This window comes from Maribacter aquivivus (assembly GCF_900142175.1).
In the GTDB taxonomy this organism is placed as follows: domain Bacteria; phylum Bacteroidota; class Bacteroidia; order Flavobacteriales; family Flavobacteriaceae; genus Maribacter; species Maribacter aquivivus.
Genome location: NZ_FQZX01000003.1, coordinates 85,508 through 106,760, shown reverse-complemented (window position 1 = coordinate 106,760; position 21,253 = coordinate 85,508). Strand labels below are relative to the sequence as shown.

Sequence of the window (21,253 nt, the reverse complement as noted above, 5' to 3'; positions counted from 1 at the left end):
TTAAACGAATACCATTCCCACAATTTTTAAAAGCAAAAAAAATTAACATAAATACCTCTAGTTGTATTCTTTAACAATTAAAATGGGTAATAAGAGAAAGTAGTAACTTCCAATTATTACGACAGACAACACTTACAAATCGACAAATAACACTCAAGAAGCCACAAGTGTATTTTTATTAAAAAAAATACCATATTACTGGATATTTGATAAATTATTAACTAATATTATATCAATATTGTATAATTCTTAACGCACATTAAGAATTTGTAATAATTCAATAATTTATCAAACAACAACTTATTATGAAAAAAAAACTAGATTTTAAATCTGTAAAATCCAAAGGAAAAACATCATTCCTAAGCCAAGGATTTCTACTGATTTTAGCTTGTATTTGCACGCAAGAAATCGTAGCAAATGAAAAATTAACAACCTCAAAAGAAGTTAAATCAGCAATTGTTCAAAATACCGTTACAGGAACGGTTTCTGACGAAATGGGTCCATTACCAGGTGCTAGTGTGCTTGTAAAAGGAACAACCAATGGTACCCAAACCGATTTTGATGGAAATTATACTATTGACGCACCAAGTAATGCGACCTTAGTAATTAGCTATATTGGCTTTAAAACCATGGAGGTTGCTATTGACAATCAAACAACTATTAGCGTTACTCTTCAGGAAGATGCCAGTAAGTTAGATGAAGTAGTAGTAACTGGCTACGGCACTCAGGCGAAAAAAGACTTGACAGGTTCAGTTAGTGTCGTTGATACAGAAGATCTTTTAGCTATTCCAGCTACAACTTTCGCACAACAACTTCAAGGTAGGGCCGCTGGTGTAAATATTGTTAATGATGCAAGAGCTGGTGGTGAAGCTACTGTACGTATTAGAGGTTTTGGAACTTTAGGAAATAATGACCCTTTATATATCATTGACGGAGTTCCTTCTCAGACACAATCTAACCTTAACCCAAACGATATAGAATCATTACAGGTTTTAAAAGATGCCTCTGCCGCATCTATTTACGGTTCAAGGGCTGCTAATGGAGTAATTATCATTACCACCAAAAAAGGTAAAATGGGCAAACCACAAATTACCTATAATACTTTTTATGGAATTCAATCTGCCGCAGAAGATGTAGACGCTTTAAATGCAGCAGATTTAGGTGAATATTTGTATTTAGCTGACTTATATGCTGGTGTAACACCAAGTCATGGTCAATATAGCTATGGACCAAATGGAGAAGTAACTATTCCAGATTTTGTTTTTCCAAGTGGAGCAAATGCTGGTGATGATGGTACTGACCCAAGTTTGTATTCATTAACTCCAGAAAATATCTATGCCATTACAGAATCAGCAGATACTAATTGGTGGAACGCTATTACACGTTCTGCTCCGATTATGAGCCATAATCTTTCTGCCTCAGGTGCTACGGAAAATGCACGTTATGCTTTTAGTTTAAATTATTTTGAGCAATCAGAAATTATTAAATTTTCTGATTACAATAGAGTTTCCATTAGAGCCAATACCGAATTTAAAGCGCTAAATCAAAAGTTAACGATTGGTGAAAATTTTACAGCTTCTTTTGATAACAAAAAAGGTGTTGTAAACAATTTCGATGAACAAGGTCCCGTACAAGGAGCCTATAAGCATCATCCACTTTTACCTATTTATGATATTGCTGGTAATTTTGCGGGTAGTAGGGGGGCAAACTTGGGTAACAATTATAACCCTTTCGCTAGCTTATCTAGAAACCAAGATGACCGTACTTACAGATTACGTTTATTAGGTAATGTTTTTGCTAATTATGACATCACCCCAAATATAAGTGTTCGTTCTAGTTTCGGTTTAGATAGCAGAGTACAAAGAAATAGAGATATCGGAAGACCCCAACCAGAATATGTAGAGGGTAATTTCATCAATAGTTCTACTGCACGTGAAGAATATGAATATCAATGGACGTGGACCAATACTGTAAGCTATTCTAAAACATTTAATGAAAAGCATAATTTCGCTGCGTATGTTGGTGTGGAGTCTATACAACAATTCGAAGAGCGTTTTGAAGCCTCTCGCCAACGTTTCAAATTTGAAACTAATAATATTATTAGTTATTTGGATTTAGGTGACGCTACTACATCAAGTAACCGCGGCTATGTGTGGCAAGATTATTCGTTATGGTCACAATTCGGAAAATTAAACTACGATTACGATGGTAAATACTTAGCACAAGTTACTTTAAGAAATGATTCTTCATCTAGATTTCAACAAGCGGCAAATAGTGCTGTTTTTCCAGCATTTAGTTTAGGTTGGAGAGTATCTGACGAGAGCTTTATGGATAGTGTTGAATGGATAAATGACTTAAAACTTAGATATGGTTGGGGACAAACTGGCAACCAACAAATTGGTGATTATAATGCCTATACTACATTCCGTTCCGATATTGGCACGGGCGGTTATCCAATAGATGGCAGCACAGGGTCACCAACTATAGGATTCTCTACTCAAGCCTTCGGTAACCCAAATGCTAAATGGGAGACAACAACGCAGGGTAATTTTGGTTTAGATTTAGTTATGTTCGACAGTAAAATAAATTTCAACTTGGATATTTATAGCCGTACGACAGCTGATATGTTAATTGAAGTTCCACCAACGTATACTGCAGGTCAAGCAACCGTGCCTTCTTTTAACGTTGGAGAATTGGTAAACAAAGGTCTTGATTTAGGATTAGGTTATAGTGATGAAAAGGGTGACTTTGGTTATAGTGTAAATGTAAACTGGTCAACTTATGATAATGAAGTAACTGAATTAGGTGGTGAGAACATTCGTATTTTTGGACGAAGTGAAAGAATTCCTGCCTTATCAATAACACAAGAAGGTTTACCAGTTTCTTCCTTTTATGGATTTAAGACTTTAGGTCTTTTCCAAACTCAGGCAGAAGCAGATGCTTGGGCTCCTTACGGAGATTACAACGCTCCTGGTAAATTTAAAGTTGAAGATGTAAATAATGATGGAGTAATCAATGATGATGACCGTACGGTAATAGGTACACCTCACCCAGACTTCACGTATGGTATAAACATAAACCTTACTTATAAAAACCTAGCGCTTAATGTGTTTGGTAATGGATCTCAAGGTAATGATGTCTTTAACTATACTCGTTATTTTGCAGATTTCAACACCTTCCAAGGTAATAAGTCAACAAGAGCACTTTACGATGCATGGCAACCAACGAACCCGCAATCTGACCCTTCTACTTGGGTAGCAGCAAATCCGAATGCTACTACACCAATAATGGATCGTAACGATGCTGTTAGTAGTCGTCCTTCATCATACTTCATAGAAGATGCTTCGTTTTTCCGTTTAAAAAACATCCAACTTACTTATAATTTTGAGCAAAATTTATTAGAATCTATAGGCGGTATTGCTAATGCTAATATTTATGTTCAAGGTCAAAACCTGGCTACGTTTACTAAATACACAGGTCTTAACCCAGAAGTACAATTAAGTAATACTGATGATTCTAGAAGAAACCTAACCTTAGGTTATGATGGTGGTGGTTTACCTGTAGCCCGAACATTCACTTTAGGCTTAAATGTAACTTTAAAATAATTTGAAAATGCTAATAAAATATATCATGAAAAAAAGAAATTGGATTTATATATCCTCATTAATTACAGCACTTCTTTTTGTTGTTGCATGTAGTGATGAGTTTTTAGATAGACAGCCCGAAGGTCAATTTAGTGAGGCAGACGTTGCTACACCTGACGGTGTAGAAAACCTACTTATAGGTACTTATAACATGGTGCCAGGTGGTGGTCTTGAAGGACAAACATGGCATAATGATATTCATAGTTGGGTATTCAATATAGCTTCTGATGATGCTTTAAAAGGTACAGATGCTGGAGATCAACCAGAACAATCATTTATAGAAGCCTATGACTTCCAGTCATTTAATGTTCACATACGTGATAAGTGGAGAGGTTTATACAAAGGTGTAGCAAATGCTAATATTACATTAACTACACTTGCAGCTGTTGAAGATGGCATATCTGATGAAAGAAGAGCTCAAGTAATTGCTGAAGCCAGATTTTTAAGAGGGCTATTTCATTTTGAAGCAAGAAAAATGTGGAGGTCACCTGTATATGTTGATGACACAAATTTTCAATTAAATGATTTAGAAAGTACCAAAATACCTAATGACAGAGAAATCTGGCCACTAATTGAAGCTGATTTTGAGGCTGCGGTAGCCGTATTACCAACCACACAAAGTGACGTTGGTAGACCAACAAAATGGGCAGCAAAAGCATTTTTAGCAAAAGCAAAAATGTACCAAGGATGGGATGAAGCAGGTAATGCAAACACCACTAAATTGGGTGAAGCAAAGGTTATTCTAGATGATATAGTTGACAATGGTCCGTTTATATTAATGGATAAATTTGAAGATAATTTCAAAGTAGGAACACGGAATAACACAGAATCAATTTTTGAAGTACAGTATGCAATTAGTAGTGCTGCAGATGGTGCTTCTAATAGAGGTATTGGGTTAGCTCATCCGTACACTGATCCTTGGGGCTGCTGTGGATTCTACCAAGCTTCGCAGAACTTAGTTAATGCATACAAAACGGAAAATGGATTACCAATGTTGGATACTTTCAATGATTCTAACGTTCCGTTTGAAACTGATGAAACTACCACGCTATCTACCTATACAGGCACATTAGATCCTAGACTAGATCATTCAGTTGGTAGACCAGGTATATTATACAAAGGTTTCAAAATTTATCAAACTGATTTTGTACGTGATTTAACGTATGCAGGACCTTTCTTTTCAATGAAGCATGTGGCAGAGCCAGAAGCTTTTGGTCAAGGTGGCTGGGGTAATCTTTCTGCCAACAACTATAGAATCATGAGATTAGATATGATTTATTTATGGTTAGCTGAGGCTGAAGTTGAATTAGGTGACTTAGAAAGAGCTAGAGAATTAGTAAATGAAATACGATCAAGAGCTGCTAACCCTGCTGGTTTTGTACCAAGGGCAACACAAGGCGCGGAACGTAATGACTTTACAATTCTTGAAGGAACTCCTGCCGCTAATTATGAAATAGCAACGTATGACGATGCATGGACAGATCCAGCAGTAGCAAGAAAAGCAGTACGATTTGAAACTCGATTAGAGTTTGCATTAGAAGGACACCGTTTATTTGATCTTCAACGTTGGGGAATCGCTGCAGAAACACTTAATGCTTATATCGCAAGTGAATCTCAATTGAGAAGTTATTTACAAGGTAGATCATTTGTAGAGGGCAAGAATGAGTTTTTCCCTATTCCTATTGAAGCTATTGATAGATCAGCTATTGACGGGCAACCTACATTAACACAAGATCCAGCTTATTAAAGTATAAATAGTATTGTTAATTGTTAGTTGCATAAAGAGTGGTTAAAACAGTTTTAACCACTCTTTATATTTTTATATACTACTAGAATCATTCATAAATACCAATAAGGTGAGTTCTTATATAAACAGGTATCTCATTTATTCCATCTTCTGCTTTTAACTTCATAACTTCAGAAGGCACTAAAGGCATATGACAGCTAATGCAATTTTGAGACGCAGTATGTTCTTGACCCTCAACCACCTTATTTATAGTATTAACTTCATGACACGATAAACACTTGGCATTAAACACACTAGCATTACCCCTCTGATTTTCATGAGGATTATGACATGTAATACAGTCCATTTTCGGGGAATTTATAAAGCATGAACTTTCACTCAACAGTCCCATTTGATTTCCATGAACGTCTAGTTTAGTATTTGAATTTACATTTCTATAATTTTTGGAATACAAAGACAAGGTGTCTCCTGCAATGAATGAAAATGGATTTCCTTTTATCTGTTGAGCCTGTAAACCAGAATGACAAACTGCACAAGCATCTAAGCGTTGCTGTCTATTATATTTCTTGAAATTATCTATAAACTTCCCAACTAAAACATCTGGGTTTTGGCGATGATATTTTACGTGATTCTCAGAAGGTCCATGACAACGTTCACAATCTATACCTAAAATTATTCTTTCTCTATCATAGGATTTACTGTCGCTAGTTTTATCTTTATGCTGAGCAAAGGTTACATGGCATTTTAAACAATTATCATCAACCTTTCTATTCAATGCATTTTCTGGAAAATTAGGACTATTTACCCATGAGTCTGTGGGTTGAAAATAAGAAACCTGTAATTGATATAAATCATTCCCTTTCCAATTAAGATGGCTTTGTCCTTTTACACCTGAGCCAATTACAATATCAATTTTCGACTTTACTACTTCCTTAGTTTTATACTTAACATTTGATAGTTGAAAATAATCATCTTCATCCATAACCATCTTTAATCGAACACTCCCTAAATCTAACTCGTTTGAATCTGACCTGAAATTTCCTTTAATCGAACCCTCTTTAGGATAAAATGAAGTATTAAAATGAGCAGTTTCTAAATGCGTTTTATAAATAACCGCATGACATTCATAGCAAGTTTGTGACCCTACATAATTAGCACCATTATAATGAGTGGCTACTATTCCGGGCTCAAGGTATTCTGAAATTTCAACAGCATTTTTTACATACCAAAAAAGATAAATCAATAATAACCCAAGAATACTCAATATGGTATATTTTACATTCTTGCTATTAATCATTTTAAACCCTATTATTATTTCAATTCCTGATTCATAAACCAATCGTAGAGTGCTTCTGTTTCGTAAGCTTTAATCCATGCACTATGACCTACATTGGGGTATCTGGTAAATATAACCTCATATCCCATTTCTTTTAATTTAGCCACCATGGTCTCTGATTCTGAAAAAGGAATAGATTTATCTTTTTCGCCATGAAAAACCCAAATTGGCATATCTCTATTAATCCAAGAAGCATAAGGTAAAGGCGTCATTCCGCAAACTACTGCCATAGCAGCGAATGTATCAGGATACTGAACTGCCAATTCCCAAGCAGCTCCGCCCCCACGGCTTAATCCGGTTAAATAAATTCTACGTTTGTCTATTCTATTATTGTCAACAATAGAATCTAACAATTGTTTTACAGCCCTCGTATTCCACCATTTTTTTGCATTCGGATTTTGAGGCGCCAGTATTAAAAAAGGAAATTTCTTACCCTGAACTATAAGCTTTGGCGGACCATTTCTTTTCACCGTAACCAGACTATCGCCCGATTCGCCACCGCCATGTAAAAACAGTAATAACGGGAAATCTTTCTCAGGCTCTTCCTCATAATCTTCTGGGTAATACAAGTAATAGGCTAGATTCTCTTTTACATTCGTTTCCATTTCTGAATCTATCAGAATAGGTTTTGCTTGAGATGCGCAACTTTGAAAAATAACCAGTAAAATAACATATAAAATTGACCTCATCTGTAAATGCAAAATTTCTACCAAATGTACCCTAAAAACAAACTCTTTTAAAGTAAAAGTGGTTTTAGGTCCATTTGTGTTCGAAACGTTAGACGAATAAGAATTCAAAAACTTATTAAAAATTTGGTAAAAAAAAGGAGGATGCACAATGCATCCTCCTTTTTAAATCTATGTTCTCTCTTTTATTTATCTGTATAAAGTAAAGTGACCCACATACTTAAGCGAATCGCTATTGGCATTTACTACATACCAATAATCTCCTGTTGGGACTTCTTTACCTTCATAGGTACCGTCCCAACCGCTAACCTCATCTAATACAGCCACTACTCTACCGTAACGGTCATAAATTCTAACCTCAACGCCATCAAAAAGATCCCTATTCTTAGGTGACCAGATATCATTTAAGTTATCTCCATCAGGAGTAAAGAAATTAGGGAATTCTAACATACCTGTAAATTCAAATGGTACACTAAGCTCTAACTCACAACCTCTAGCATCTCTTACACGAACATTTACTATTCCGCTTTCATTGGTTGTAAATGTAGTTTCCTCACCAAAAGATTGTCCGTTGAAAAAGAACTCATATTCACCATATCCGCCAGCTGCAGTTGCAAGAACTTCGTTAGGTCCGGTTTTATCTACTACTAGGCTTAAAGGCTCATATCCATCGATACTAAACTCAACCATATTGGTACAACCATTTTCATGATAAATGTACACGATGTGATCACCAGCAGGTAAATCTCCCCAAACATACTGATCGGTAGCATTTGCAGTAATCGCATCTGTAGAATCAATAGGGTCAAGAGCAAACATCAAATCAGGCAATAAGTTATTATTTTCTAATTGAATGGTAGTTGTACTCGTTGGAAATATACCTTCACAGCCATATTGAACTTGTGGTTCTGCCGTTAAGTCAACTCCTATGGTAATTGTAAACAACTCTGATATCGCACATAGATTAGCATCTTGGACGTAAATCACATAAGAAGCTCCACCCTGTAAATCTTCTATAATAGCACCTGTGTAAGGAGCAAATACTGCAGTACCTGATTCATCTACCGGATCAATCATTTCTATTTTGTACTCAAAATACGGAGTAGGATTTACAGTAACATCATTGAACGGAGTACCACCGATTACATCAAAAACAACAGAACCGTTATTGGCGCCAATACATAACTCTGGTGTGGTGTCAATATTAATTATCTGTAACTCATCTGGCTCTTCAACAGTAATAAAATCTTTTTCAAAACAACCGTTGTCATCTTTTATTAAAATCTCATATGTACCTGCTGCAAGCTCATCAAAAGTATATGTACCAGGATTATCAGAATCACTAAAGAACTCATTAAAGTTTGGTGCAATAGCAAATTGAATTAAACCTACACCACCTGCGCTAACAGAAACAGTAATCGACCCATCTTCTTCACCATTACAAGAAACATCTGTAGGCACGGCATCAAAGATTATAGGATCTGGTCTAACAATTTCAAACGGACCATCTACAGCCTCACAAGTTAAACCACTTGTAACGCCAATCCAATAATCTGTACCTTCAGGAAGTCCTTCAAAAGTACCTTCATCTTGTGGACCTCTGAATATAGTTGCTGTTCCAAGATTAAAACCATCTGTAGGTTGCCCTATGTATAAGGTAAATATATTATTACCTACACCGCCACTTGCAAAAGATTCTATTCTACCATCTAATTCAGATGCACAAGAAATTGGATCTACTGGAGAGTTTGGTAAAAATTCAAGATCAGAAGCATCTGTCATGGTAATACCATTAGAACGTATTGCCGGACAGGCACCTGCCGCATTAACCTTTCTTACATCATATTGATACGTTATACCCTGTACACCTGTTGCATTAAAGGAATTACCTGTCATAGGCACATAAGTACCAATGGTTACTCCGTTTTCAACTCTTAAGTATTCATACGTAAATAAAGGATCAGGATTCTCAACCGTTAATCTTATTTCTCCATCTCCTCCACAACCTGGTACTCTTATTTGAACCAAAACTGGTTGAATTGGTGGTGGTGGATCAACATAGTAGGCATCAGTTACAAACGAACATCCAAAACTAGAAGATACTTCTATTGCATACCAACCTGCGCTAATATAACCGCCACTATCACCAATGAAAGTAGGTGTGTTTTGTAATCCACTTTGAGAAACAATAGCTGTGTTATCATCACCACTTAAATACAATAAAGTATAGTTGTAACCTGCACCAGCAAAACCTCCACTTGCACCAGCCGTAGCTGTAATGGCGTCACCTGTTGTAGTGTCATAAGCTTCTAGCACCGCATTGTTACCATTAGGGCAATCTAGTGTTTGTGGCTCTCTTATACCTGCAAGAATTTGAGGTACTTCTTCTAATTCTATTTCTACTGTATTTGTACATCCTTCAACATCTGTAATTTCTACTTCATAAAATCCGAAAGACAAACCTGTAAATTCATTATTATTTGAGAATGCTGCTATCTCAGTAGTGTACGTAGAACCACCATCCGTGCTCATTAACAATCTGTACTCATACGGAGTAGTATCCCAACCACCAGTACCGGTAGCTATTATTTCGCCTGTATCATTCGTACAACTTACATTACCTATAGATTCTGCAGTCACTTGAAGTTCCCCATTCGGAGTTCTAATGTTCGTCACATTACTAGTTCCTGAACAGAACGGTGTATCTATAGAAATTACATCAACAATTAAGTTACCACCTATTAGATTGTCTATTCTAGCTTCGTCACCGTTGATATCAGGGAAATTATTGGTATCGAAAGTTCCTGAAGCCAAAGGCGTTGTTCTTGTATCATCAGTAGCCTCATAAACGATGTAATCAAATACACCAACATAATCGCTAACCGTAATGAACAAAGCACCATCATTACCAGGTACCGCACAACTAACAGGTTTAGCCTCGCTAATTAATACTGTAGGAGCAATAGGAGTATTTACCGTGTGCACAGGCATTGGATAGGTACAACCTACTGTATTATCAACAATCTCGAACAAGTAATCACCAACATCTGGCAAGTACACATCAACATAGTTGTTACCTGCTGTATTTGTTACTGGAGCAACCGCTGTAACCGAAACCGTATTTACCGTAAAATCGGTTGTTCCCGCTACCTCTATTCGTACACGTTCATCATCTCTACAATTTAAAATATCTACCTCAACAATTGTAGGAACAACATCTGTTGGTGGATTGATAGTAGGAACGTCAAATGTCGTCTGACAACCATTACCATCAATAGCATAAACAGTGATATTTTGAGCACTACCATTATCAATGATTTCAAACGTATTCAGCGTTTGATAATTTTCAAAACCAGTGATACTATATTGATATCCTGAACCAACAGTACCTGCGTCTACTACATTTACCGTGATAATGGTTGAACTATATCTATTTGCACCTGGCTCACAAGCAAAATCTGCAGCACTGGCCGTAATGCTAAATGCATCAGGATTTGTAATAGTATGTACAGCAGATAGTACCTCACAGTTACGTGCCGTTACAACCTGTACTTGATAATCACCTGCTGGTAAACTAGAAAAAGCACCAGTATTATTTCTTGTCACCTCTGTAGTTCCTGAGCTAACATCATTTAAAATATAGGTGATCGGAGTATCTTGAGATGTAAATGGTACCAATGCATTTGCCGGACCAACTACTATCTCTATAGAGCCATCATTTTCATCTCTACAGCTAATATCAATTGCTTCTTCTGAAACAATTAATGGCTGTGCTGCTTGGTTTAGTATAATGTTAGAAACGGTTGTTTCACAGAAACCAGCACCATCGTTTACAACTCGATCAATTATTCGAACTTCATACGTTCCAGGAGTTAATCCTGTAAATATTGGATCATTAGTTTGTGTTATTAAACCTACCGCACTTGCGTTATAATCAGTACCTGTCAATTCATAAGTAAAATCACCACTACCTCCAGTTGTCGATATAGTTATAATACCATCGGCATCATTACAAGTACTATCTGTTGAAAATCTACCAGTAGCCGATAAGAAATCGTAAACCGTAGCAATACCTTCACTGGTACAACCATTGGCATCTACTACATCTACTACATAATCACCAGGACTACTTACAATATATGTATACTCCCAAAATGCACCAACTACTGTTGGTAGTTGCTCATCACCACCCAAAGTGAATCTTGGAGTGTTAACAGAACTAGGCACTCTTACAGTAATATCAAAAGCAGTTGACGTAGGATCACATTGATTTACTACTGCAAATGTTGGAACCGGTAAATCTGGATCTAATGAAATTATAGTTGCAATATCAAAAGATGTACAACCACTTGCATCTCTTACATAAACATCATAAGTACCATCAGCTGCCGAAAACGTTGTATCCGTAGTCCAACCTGAAGGAGCTACACCTGTATCCATAAAAGCAAATTCATAAGGTCCACCTGAACCACCTCTACCCTGTACGGTTACCTGACCAAAAGCATTACAATTTGCAGGAACTTCTTGTAAGATATCAATATCAGGTAAATTCTGAAGTATTATAACCGAAGCGGCATCTGTACACGTATCAGTTAAATTTTCAACCAATATCTGATAGCTACCCGGCAATTCTGCATATGTACCAGTATATGGCAATGCTGATGTTGTTACAGAATTTTCAAGAATTATACTTGAGCCGTCTGAATTATCTATCAATTCAATTCTTAAAGCATCACCAATTGTATAACCAATTATTTCATAAGCTATTTCTCCATTTCTGTTTACATCACATGCCCCTGGCGTTGAAGTTGCTGTAACATCTAATGTTGAAGGCGCATCTACAGGAGGAATTTCCTGCTCATACGTACAGTTTGTAACCACATCTAAAACAACAACAGTATAAGCTACTCCGTATTGAATACCATCTGCAGTATTACTAAATGTATGATCGTTTACCGTTGGCGTATCATTCAAGTTATAAAAACCTGGTTGATCTATTAATCTTATTTGATATGACCCAGAACCTCCACTTACGGTAACTGCATACGTAAAAGCGGTATCATCACAATTTGCTGGCGCTGGTGGCGGTATTGGTGTAATTACTACTTCGTTTGAAGTAATAGAAACAGTATCGATATCAGTACATCCATTAGCATCAATTGTAATAACAGTATAATCTCCCGTTACTAAACCTGCATCTAAAATTTGTATTGGAAAAGCACTTTGATTTTCTACACGCGTAATTTCTACACCTGTATTGTCCTCTATAATAAATGTATAGTCAGGAGTTCCATCAGTCACGGCATCAATATTAATTCCGCCACTAACTGGTCCACTACCTCCACAAACTGCCTGTACTTCAGAAACTGTAGTTGCTGGTGGCGGAGTGCCATCTAATGTAATATCAAATGTATCAGCTGGCGTCTCACAACCTCTAGCATCTCTAACCAAGTAAGAATAGGTACCTACCGTTAAGTTAGAGTATACCGTTTCTGAAGCCCAACCCATTCCATTGAAATTAACTTCGTAAGGTGGTACACCACTTGTAGCATCTGGTATTATAGTAACAGAACCATTGTTAGTAGAACTACAACTTACTGGCCTAGTAGTATATGCCGCTGCAGCAATATTCTGAGGCGGGTTTAATGTAATGGCAACAGACTGTGCAACACAACCACTGCTTGTAGTATTATTATCTGTAATTCTGAAAACATAATCTCCAGGTACATTGGTATCATAATCAAAAGTATTGGTAGTAAGTGGAATTGCCGTACCAAAAGTAGCACCACCATCAGAACTAACTTCATACTGTTTAGCTCCAACACCAGAGGTATAACCTCCATTAACACTTACTTCAATTCTACCATCAGCTCCGCCACAAGGTATTTCAGCTACAATACTTGTATTCACTCTTAATTGCGGAGCAATAGTAACTGAAAGACTATCTGAACAGTCATTACCATCAACAACTTCAATTGTATAATTACCAGGAGAAAGTCCTGCAAAATTCGGAGTTGGTTGAAGTGTACCTCCGTTAATTCTATACTGATGCGAACCAATAGCTGCTGTACCTGCTGTAGAAGTTACGGCAACAGTCGCTCCTGTACCTGCTACAAAACAAAAATCTGAAGATGGACCATCTAATGCTATAATTGGAGCATCAATAGGATTTAAATCGAAAGAAAAAGTATCTGTACAACCTTCAGCATCTTCAACAGTTAATGTGTATGTTCCCGCTGCAGAAAGATTACTAAAGGTCCTTCCAGATTTTGGTCCTATTTGTGGTCCTACAGGTTGTGTTAAAGTATATCTAAATGTACCCCAACCGCCTATTGCATCTGCTCTAACAGCGCCTAAATTTCCATTGGCACAGCTCATAGCCGTAACCGTACTAGTAGATAAATCTAATACAGGTGCATCTTGAATATCAAATGATGTGGTATCTGTACAACCAGTATCAGTATCTGTTACTGTAATAGTATATGTACCAACACCCGATGAAGGTAAAACTACTTCACTTGTACTTTGAGGACCTCCAGTGAATAATCCTCCGTTAATATCGTAAGTATAGTTATTTGCAAATCCATCAATAATAAAAGTACCTGTACCATCTGTTTCACCATTACAAACTCTTAAGTCTCCGCCAGATTTTACACGAACACGAATAGAACTGATAACTATAGGTCTAAACCCTTCAGTATATGAACAACCGTTAACATCTGTTATTTGAAAAATATATGCTTGTGAAGTATTTAACCCAGTAAAAGTATCGTTATTTCCATTGTCAAAATAAGCCGGACTTATAATTTCATACCTATTTATCGCTGCATTACTTGTTGGTGTTAATTGAACGTCTGAAGTACCAGCTGCACAACTAACATTACTTTGTGCAAAGTCTAAATTTGTAGGTGGATCAACATCCAAAATTTCAATTGCAGTAAGATCTAATCGACAACCACCAGCATCTTTAATAATTGGAGTATAGGTACCCGCTGCTAAATCGGTATAAGAAGTTATTGCAGAGAAATTAACCCCATCAATACTAAAAACATATCCACTACCTGATCCACCAGAAAATGGACCAACAAAATCAATTTGTCCGCCAGTAGTTCCAGCACCTGTACATGTTACATCGGCAACTTTAGTAGCACTACCTGTTAATGAACCAACAGTATCAACCGTTACAGAAGGTAAATCTAAAGTACATTCAAACGCACCTTGTTGGTATCTTACTTCAATATCATTATAAGTACCTGCCGCTACTGAAATTTGTGGTGTGCTTACCCAAGCGTCAGAAGCACTTTCTCTATATGAGATATTATAACCTCTACCATTATTTATAGTAAACTCTAATTTTGCCCCACCATTACTACAAGTACCATCAATACCTGCAACCGTTACATCTGGTGGCAATAAATTTTCTACATCAGAAGATGCGTTTATAATACAACCATTACTATCAGTAATAACAAAATCATAAGTACCTGCAGTAGTTACTGTAAATGTAGTAGTACCCGAATCTGTAGCAGCATCGCCAAATGAAGGCTGTACTGGTCCGCCATTAACTGTAAATGTATAAGGTGCTGAACCTCCTGTAGTATTTAAAGTAATATCTACACTAGAAATATCTGAACACCCAAAACTACTATTTACCTCTGTCGAAGCATCTAGAGCTGAAGCTCCAGCACCAATAGTTAAAGGGTTTCCGCTAGTATCTACATCTTGTCTTGGAGCGGTAATTCCGTTTAAAGGATCTCCTGTACATTGTTGTGTTTCTACCTGTACCGTATATGTACCAAAACCTACCGCAGAAAACGTATAAGGGTTTGTTGCTATATAAGCAGTAAACTCTTGGGCTACACCACTAGAGTTTAACAAAGTGTATTTATAAGGACCAGGAACATTAGAAGCAGTAACGGTAATACTACCGGTATCTCCGCTACACAATGCATCTGTAAAAGTAGCAGCTATTTCAATTTCCTTTTCTTCAATTACAATAGGCTCATAAGGGTATTCACAAGTATTTGCCGTATTTTTTAATCTAGCTAGTATATTATACGTACCTGGTGTTAGGTTAGAAAATATAGCACCTTGCCAAGAAGTACCACCATTAATACTAAATTCATATGCACTAGAAAGATTGGTAATCTGTATTCTACCATCAACACCACAGATATAATCTTGTTTTACATACGTTTGGGTTATGGTACTTTTCTTTACTTTAAAGTAATAGGGTTGACCATCTACCAATACTCTATATTCAGCACCTGAAGTTGCAGGAACAGAACTAGCGTCTAAATTAAATGTTTGTCCAGAACTAATTGTAGAATAACAAGATGCTGTAGTATTCGGGCATTCTGTGTTTACGTTCGCTGAGCAGGAGCCACCTAATACTTGCCATGAAACTGAACTATGTGGCCCACCAAATAAACTTATAATACGATCATCAAAATCACCACATAAATTAAAACGTGCAATTGTAAAACCGTTATCGTTACAAGTTTCCGTAGCATCTGCACCTACAATCAGTGTAGTAAACATTGCTGAAGTGGCTAAGTTAGACTTTCGTGCAACTGGAGCCTTCTTTTCTAAAGTAGATGTGTTTTTGGTAGAAACCGAAACAGCCTTTTCGATTACATGTGCCACCTCTTCGTACAAAGTAGTTACTTTAGAGTTGGCTAATGCCGTAGTACCGATTACTGAAATAACGATCAGAAGAAGTACATACAGCGCATACCGCTGTTGTTTTGGAAGCATAGGTTAAGATTCGTTTTTAAGAACAAAGTTGATTTGGGATCTAATTAGTTCTTTGGTGTAATTTTTATACTTATATTTTATCTTTTAAATAATCATGTGTTCTCTAATATATTTCTAACGCTTGTATATGAAAAATAGTATCATCTTCAACCTTTTATTCGTTGTATCGCTAAATTTTTCTTGCGCGCAAAATACTGATAACAAAGTAACTACACCCAAAGAGTCTGTTTTCACAGCTGAGCTGTTCGTCGATGAGGTACAGATTCCATGGGGGTTCACCTTCTTTCCTGACAATAGTATTTTAATCACTGAAAAAGAAGGCAAATTGATTCATTTTAACAATGGAAAAAAAACGATAATCGGTAATTTACCTGAAGTGTATAATAGAGGTCAAGGCGGATTATTAGATGTTGCCCTTCACCCTAAGTACAAAGAAAACGGATGGATCTACCTTACTTATGCATCAGTTGAAGGTGAAGAAAAAGGTGGACATACCGCATTGATGAGAGCAAAATTGAAGAACAATTCTTTGACCGAAAAACAAGTGCTTTATAAGGCTGCACCAAATACTACAAAAGGGCAACATTTTGGATCCAGAATTGCTTTTGATAATGATGGATATTTATATTTCTCTATTGGCGAACGTGGCGACAGAGAGATCAACCCGCAAGACATTAAAAGAGATGGTGGTAAAATTTACCGTTTACATGACGATGGGCGTATTCCGAAAGACAATCCGTTTATAAGCGAAAAAGGCGCGAAGACTGCAATTTACAGTTACGGACACCGAAATCCGCAAGGGTTAATAAAGCACCCTGATACAGGTGAAATTTGGGATAACGAACATGGGCCAAGAGGTGGTGATGAAATAAATATTATTAAAAAAGGGGCTAATTATGGCTGGCCATTGGTTACCTACGGAATCAATTATGGTGGCACCCCAATTACCGACAAAACAGAAATGAGCGGAATGGAGCAACCCATACATTATTGGGTACCTTCTATTGCCCCAAGCGGAATGGAGTTTGTAACTTCGGATAAGTACAAAAATTGGAAAGGGAGTCTTTTAGTAGGATCCTTGGCTTTTCAATATTTAGAACGATTAGTTATGGATGGAAACAAAGTAATCGCCCGTGAAAAATTAATGGACGGACTAGGTAGAGTACGTGCTGTAAAGCAAGGTCCCGATGGTTTTATTTATGTAGCCGTTGAAGGAAAAGGTATTTATAAACTAATTCCGAAAAAGTAGAATAATAGTAAGCTCTCGAAATCAAAAAAGGTCTGTAATCATATTTGATTACAGACCTTTTTTATTCTAACGTAAAATATAGAAGAGCCAATTACCCCCTACCAGCATCAATAGCTAGCTTAACGGAGCCATGTTGTTTCAACAAAGCTTCAGCCGCGGCGTATTCAATATTCAGCCCTTCCATGATATAGCGCGTACCACGATCAACCAACTTATCGTTACTTAATTGCATGTTTACCATTTTATTCCCTTTCACTCTGCCAATCTTAATCATTAGAGCTGTAGAAATCATATTCAAAACCAATTTTTGAGACGTACCACTTTTCATTCTAGTACTACCTGTAAGAAATTCTGGACCTACATTAATCTCAATAGGAATATCTGCAATTCTGGCAATTGGCGCTCCAGGATTGTTGGTAATTGCCGCAGTGAGGATGCCGTTTTTCTTAGCATCTTCCAATCCTCCTATTACGTATGGTGTACTACCAGATGCAGCTATGCCCACTACCACATCATTCGTATTAATATCGTGGGCTTTTAAATCTAACCATGCCTGTTTAGTTGCATCTTCAGCGTTTTCAACCGCTTTTCTAATTGCAGTATCACCACCAGCAATTAAACCAACTACACGTTCATGCGGCATACCAAAAGTTGGCGGAATTTCAGAAGCATCTAAAATCCCTAATCTACCACTGGTCCCTGCACCTATGTAAAATAATCTTCCGCCTTTATTGAATCTCTCTGTCAAGGCATCTACTAGTTTTGTTACTTGCGGAATCGTTTTTTCTACTGCATCGGCAATCTTCTTATCCTCCTCATTCATTTTTTGAAGAATAGTAGTAGTATCCATCAACTCTAAATTGTCGTGGTTAGACGGAGTCTCGGTAATTTTTTTGTAATCCATATACTTATAAAATTTTTATATCGTGATTTCTAAAAGCCTTTAGCAATTTGTCATCTGGCTTTAATTCTGTGATCATCGTATTTATAGAATTGATATCACATGTTTTATAGCGGTGCTGAGAATTTAGTTTTTCAGAAATGGATAAAAGCACAGTTTTCTTTGATGCTTTAATTACTGCCTTTTTAATTTGTACAATATCCCAATCAAATTCTGTTAATCCGTAGGTTGCATCAACATAACCTGTACCTATAAAACTATAATCGAATCGTATTTCAGAAATATGATGAATGGCATTTGCTCCAATAGCAATCTGTGCTTCCTTAGAAATTTGTCCACCAATAGAAATTACATTAATATTCGCCTTGTGAGACAATTCCATAGCTACCGGCAAACTGATTGTAAAACAAGTAAGGTTTAAATTCTCAGGTATAATTCTGGCAAGTTCCATACAGGTAGTACCACCATCTAAAAAAATAACGGCACCATCTCGCAACATACTAACTGCCTTAGTAGCAATTGCTGCTTTATCTTCTATCTTATATATATTAGTATTTCTAGCACTATTGGTCATGTAACCCATAGAGATTGCACCACCATGAACTTTACGCAGTTTATTCTCCGCATCAAGCTCTTTGACGTCACGCCTAATAGTATCTATAGACACATCTAATGCCTCAGCAATATCTGATATAAGTATTCTATTGTGCAGGTCAACCTCACTTAAAATGGTTTGCTGACGTTCTTCTTTTAGCATGTAATATTAAGTTTATTACTTATCAATATGCCAAAGATAACGATTTTTACAACATGCCGTTTTATGACGTTAATGTTAGTTAAACATATAATTAAGATTAATTAACGGCATAATACTGCAATATTTATTGCAAAAAACTGCATTGAATAAAAATAAGGCATATATTTGCATGATTTAAAAATCCAAAAATCTACCACTACCTCATGAAAACAGCAGTAAAAAATTCCAAGATCGACATCACCCACAAACCCATTGGTCAGTTTGAAGAAACACGATTCGAAAAAATACATAATGTCATTTTCGAAGACTCCAATGAAGCTTCTATAGTAGTAGCTCATGAAATTGCTGCATTAATAAAAAAGAGACAAGGGCAAAAAAGAAATTGCGTTTTAGGTTTAGCAACTGGTTCTTCACCAATAAGAGTTTATGAAGAGTTGGTTCGTATGCACAAAGAAGAAGGTTTAAGCTTTAAAAATGTTATCACCTTTAACTTAGATGAATACTTACCTATGGAGCCGAATAACATACAGAGTTATTTCTACTTCATGCATGAGCATCTTTTTAATCATGTAGATATTCCTGAAAAAAATATTCATATACCAGATGGCACCGTAAGTAATGAAGAAACTACAGCATACTGCCTAAGCTACGATCGCAAAATAAAAGAGCATGGCGGTTTAGACTTTCAACTATTAGGTATTGGTAGAACGGGGCATGTTGGCTTTAACGAACCAGGATCACATTTTAATTCTGGAACACGAGTAATTACTTTAGACCACATTACAAGAGTAGATGCAGCACCTTCTTTTTTAGGTATAGCCAATGTACCTAGAAAAGCAATTACTATGGGCATCGCTACGGTAAGAAAAGCCAAGAGAATTGTTTTATTGGGCTGGGGCGAAAACAAAGCAGGCATCATTAAAAAAACTATTGAAGGCGATATTTCTTCGCACGTGCCGGCAACGTACCTACAAGAGCATGACAATTGTACTTTTGTTTTAGATACAGGTGCAGGTAGCCAATTAACTAGAAATAAAACACCTTGGTTGGTTGATGCATGCGAATGGAACGAAGAGCTAAAGGCAAAAGCAATGGTTTGGCTTTGTGAAACTACAGGCAAGACTATTTTAAGTTTGACAGATAAAGATTATAATGATAACGGTATGGCTGATCTTTTAGCCTTAGCTGATTCTTATGATCTAAATATTGAAATGTTCAATAAATTACAACATACCATTACGGGTTGGCCAGGTGGAAAACCTAATGCTGACGATACTCACAGACCAGAACGTGCCACACCCGCTAAAAAGAGAGTAATCATATTTAGTCCGCATCCAGATGATGATGTTATTTCTATGGGTGGAACCTTTGACAGGTTAGTAGAGCAAGGTCATGATGTACATATTGTATATCAAACTTCTGGCAACATTGCAGTTTCAGATACTGATGCTAGAAAATATGCAGAGATAGCCATGCAAATTAATCCGTCTGATGAGGCTAAGAATATTATTAAATCTATAGCAGAGAAAAACGAAACTCGAATAGACGCTCCAGAGGTTAGAAATTTAAAAGGAAAAATAAGAAGAGGAGAATCATATGCCGCAACCAGATACATGGGGCTTGATGATAATAATGTACATTTTTTAGATCTTCCGTTTTATGAAACAGGAACGATAAAGAAGAAAAATTTATCTGAGGAAGATATTAAGATAGTTGTAGATATTATCAAACAAATAAAACCTCATCAAATTTATGCCGCTGGAGATTTAGCCGATCCGCATGGCACACATAAGGTTTGTTTAGATGCCGTATTTGCAGCATGCGAAGAATTGAAATCAGAGTCATTTATGAAAGATTGCTGGGTATGGTTGTACAGAGGTGCTTGGCATGAGTGGGATATCAACGAAATTGAAATGGCAGTACCAATGAGTCCGGGGCAAGTATTGAAAAAGCGATATGCTATTTTCTGTCACCAATCTCAAAAAGACGGAGTAATGTTTCAAGGTGACGACTCTAGAGAATTCTGGATGCGTGCAGAAGAAAGAAACCGTGATACCGCTAATAAATACAAATCAATGGGCTTATCATCATACGCTGCTATGGAGGCCTTTGTAAGACATAAATTTAACTAACAACTAAATTGAATTAAAAGACCTATTTTTAGTTTTAAAATGGG

9 protein-coding genes are annotated in these 21,253 nt (G+C 36.6%); 4 read left to right on the top strand and 5 right to left on the bottom strand.

From position 1 onward, the window contains the following. Positions 1-305 precede the first annotated feature (305 nt). On the top strand, positions 306-3,605 hold the full coding sequence (locus BUC31_RS16225) for a SusC/RagA family TonB-linked outer membrane protein (RefSeq protein ID WP_084135073.1): 3,300 nt from the start codon (positions 306-308) through the stop codon (positions 3,603-3,605). Positions 3,606-3,630: 25 nt separating this feature from the next. Next, on the top strand, positions 3,631-5,391 hold the full coding sequence (locus BUC31_RS16220; protein WP_073246223.1) for a RagB/SusD family nutrient uptake outer membrane protein: 1,761 nt from the start codon (positions 3,631-3,633) through the stop codon (positions 5,389-5,391). An 88-nt stretch (positions 5,392-5,479) separates the two neighbouring features. Here BUC31_RS16220 and BUC31_RS16215 read toward each other — a convergent pair whose 3' ends face one another. The 3 genes from BUC31_RS16215 to BUC31_RS16205 all read right to left on the bottom strand — a co-directional run bounded on the left by BUC31_RS16215 (position 5,480) and on the right by BUC31_RS16205 (position 16,170). Next, on the bottom strand, positions 5,480-6,688 hold the full coding sequence (locus BUC31_RS16215) for a multiheme c-type cytochrome (protein WP_139251993.1): 1,209 nt from the start codon (positions 6,686-6,688) through the stop codon (positions 5,480-5,482). Between the two features lie 14 nt (positions 6,689-6,702). Then, positions 6,703-7,416 (bottom strand): carboxylesterase family protein, encoded by a 714-nt coding sequence (locus BUC31_RS16210; RefSeq protein WP_073246871.1) that lies wholly within the window; start codon positions 7,414-7,416, stop codon positions 6,703-6,705. A 186-nt stretch (positions 7,417-7,602) separates the two neighbouring features. Then, positions 7,603-16,170: a T9SS type B sorting domain-containing protein gene (locus BUC31_RS16205; protein ID WP_073246218.1), complete on the bottom strand. Its 8,568-nt coding sequence runs from the start codon at positions 16,168-16,170 to the stop codon at positions 7,603-7,605. Positions 16,171-16,297: 127 nt separating this feature from the next. Here BUC31_RS16205 and BUC31_RS16200 point away from each other — a divergent pair, with 127 nt between their 5' ends. Beyond that, positions 16,298-17,419 carry a PQQ-dependent sugar dehydrogenase gene (locus BUC31_RS16200; RefSeq protein ID WP_073246216.1) on the top strand — a complete coding sequence of 374 codons (1,122 nt, stop codon included), beginning with the start codon at positions 16,298-16,300 and terminating at the stop codon, positions 17,417-17,419. A 91-nt stretch (positions 17,420-17,510) separates the two neighbouring features. Here the strand turns inward: BUC31_RS16200 and murQ are convergent, their stop codons facing one another. Both murQ and BUC31_RS16190 read right to left on the bottom strand, forming a co-directional pair. Then, positions 17,511-18,323 (bottom strand): N-acetylmuramic acid 6-phosphate etherase, encoded by an 813-nt coding sequence (gene murQ / locus BUC31_RS16195; RefSeq protein WP_073246214.1) that lies wholly within the window; start codon positions 18,321-18,323, stop codon positions 17,511-17,513. Positions 18,324-18,327: 4 nt separating this feature from the next. Further along, on the bottom strand, positions 18,328-19,077 hold the full coding sequence (locus BUC31_RS16190; protein WP_073246212.1) for a DeoR/GlpR family DNA-binding transcription regulator: 750 nt from the start codon (positions 19,075-19,077) through the stop codon (positions 18,328-18,330). A gap of 203 nt (positions 19,078-19,280) precedes the next feature. Between BUC31_RS16190 and nagB the strand changes: the two genes are divergently transcribed. Beyond that, positions 19,281-21,209, top strand: a complete 1,929-nt coding sequence (gene nagB / locus BUC31_RS16185) for a glucosamine-6-phosphate deaminase (RefSeq protein ID WP_073246208.1) — start codon at positions 19,281-19,283, stop codon at positions 21,207-21,209. Positions 21,210-21,253: the final 44 nt, after the last annotated feature.

Coding starts and splice junctions, on each gene's coding strand:
- BUC31_RS16215 (WP_139251993.1), bottom strand. CDS start 6,688: ATGATTAATAGCAAGAATGTAAAATATACCATATTGAGTATTCTTGGG.
- murQ (WP_073246214.1), bottom strand. CDS start 18,323: ATGGATTACAAAAAAATTACCGAGACTCCGTCTAACCACGACAATTTA.
- BUC31_RS16210 (WP_073246871.1), bottom strand. CDS start 7,416: ATGAGGTCAATTTTATATGTTATTTTACTGGTTATTTTTCAAAGTTGC.
- BUC31_RS16190 (WP_073246212.1), bottom strand. CDS start 19,077: ATGCTAAAAGAAGAACGTCAGCAAACCATTTTAAGTGAGGTTGACCTG.
- BUC31_RS16225 (WP_084135073.1), top strand. CDS start 306: ATGAAAAAAAAACTAGATTTTAAATCTGTAAAATCCAAAGGAAAAACA.
- BUC31_RS16220 (WP_073246223.1), top strand. CDS start 3,631: ATGAAAAAAAGAAATTGGATTTATATATCCTCATTAATTACAGCACTT.
- BUC31_RS16205 (WP_073246218.1), bottom strand. CDS start 16,170: ATGCTTCCAAAACAACAGCGGTATGCGCTGTATGTACTTCTTCTGATC.
- BUC31_RS16200 (WP_073246216.1), top strand. CDS start 16,298: ATGAAAAATAGTATCATCTTCAACCTTTTATTCGTTGTATCGCTAAAT.
- nagB (WP_073246208.1), top strand. CDS start 19,281: ATGAAAACAGCAGTAAAAAATTCCAAGATCGACATCACCCACAAACCC.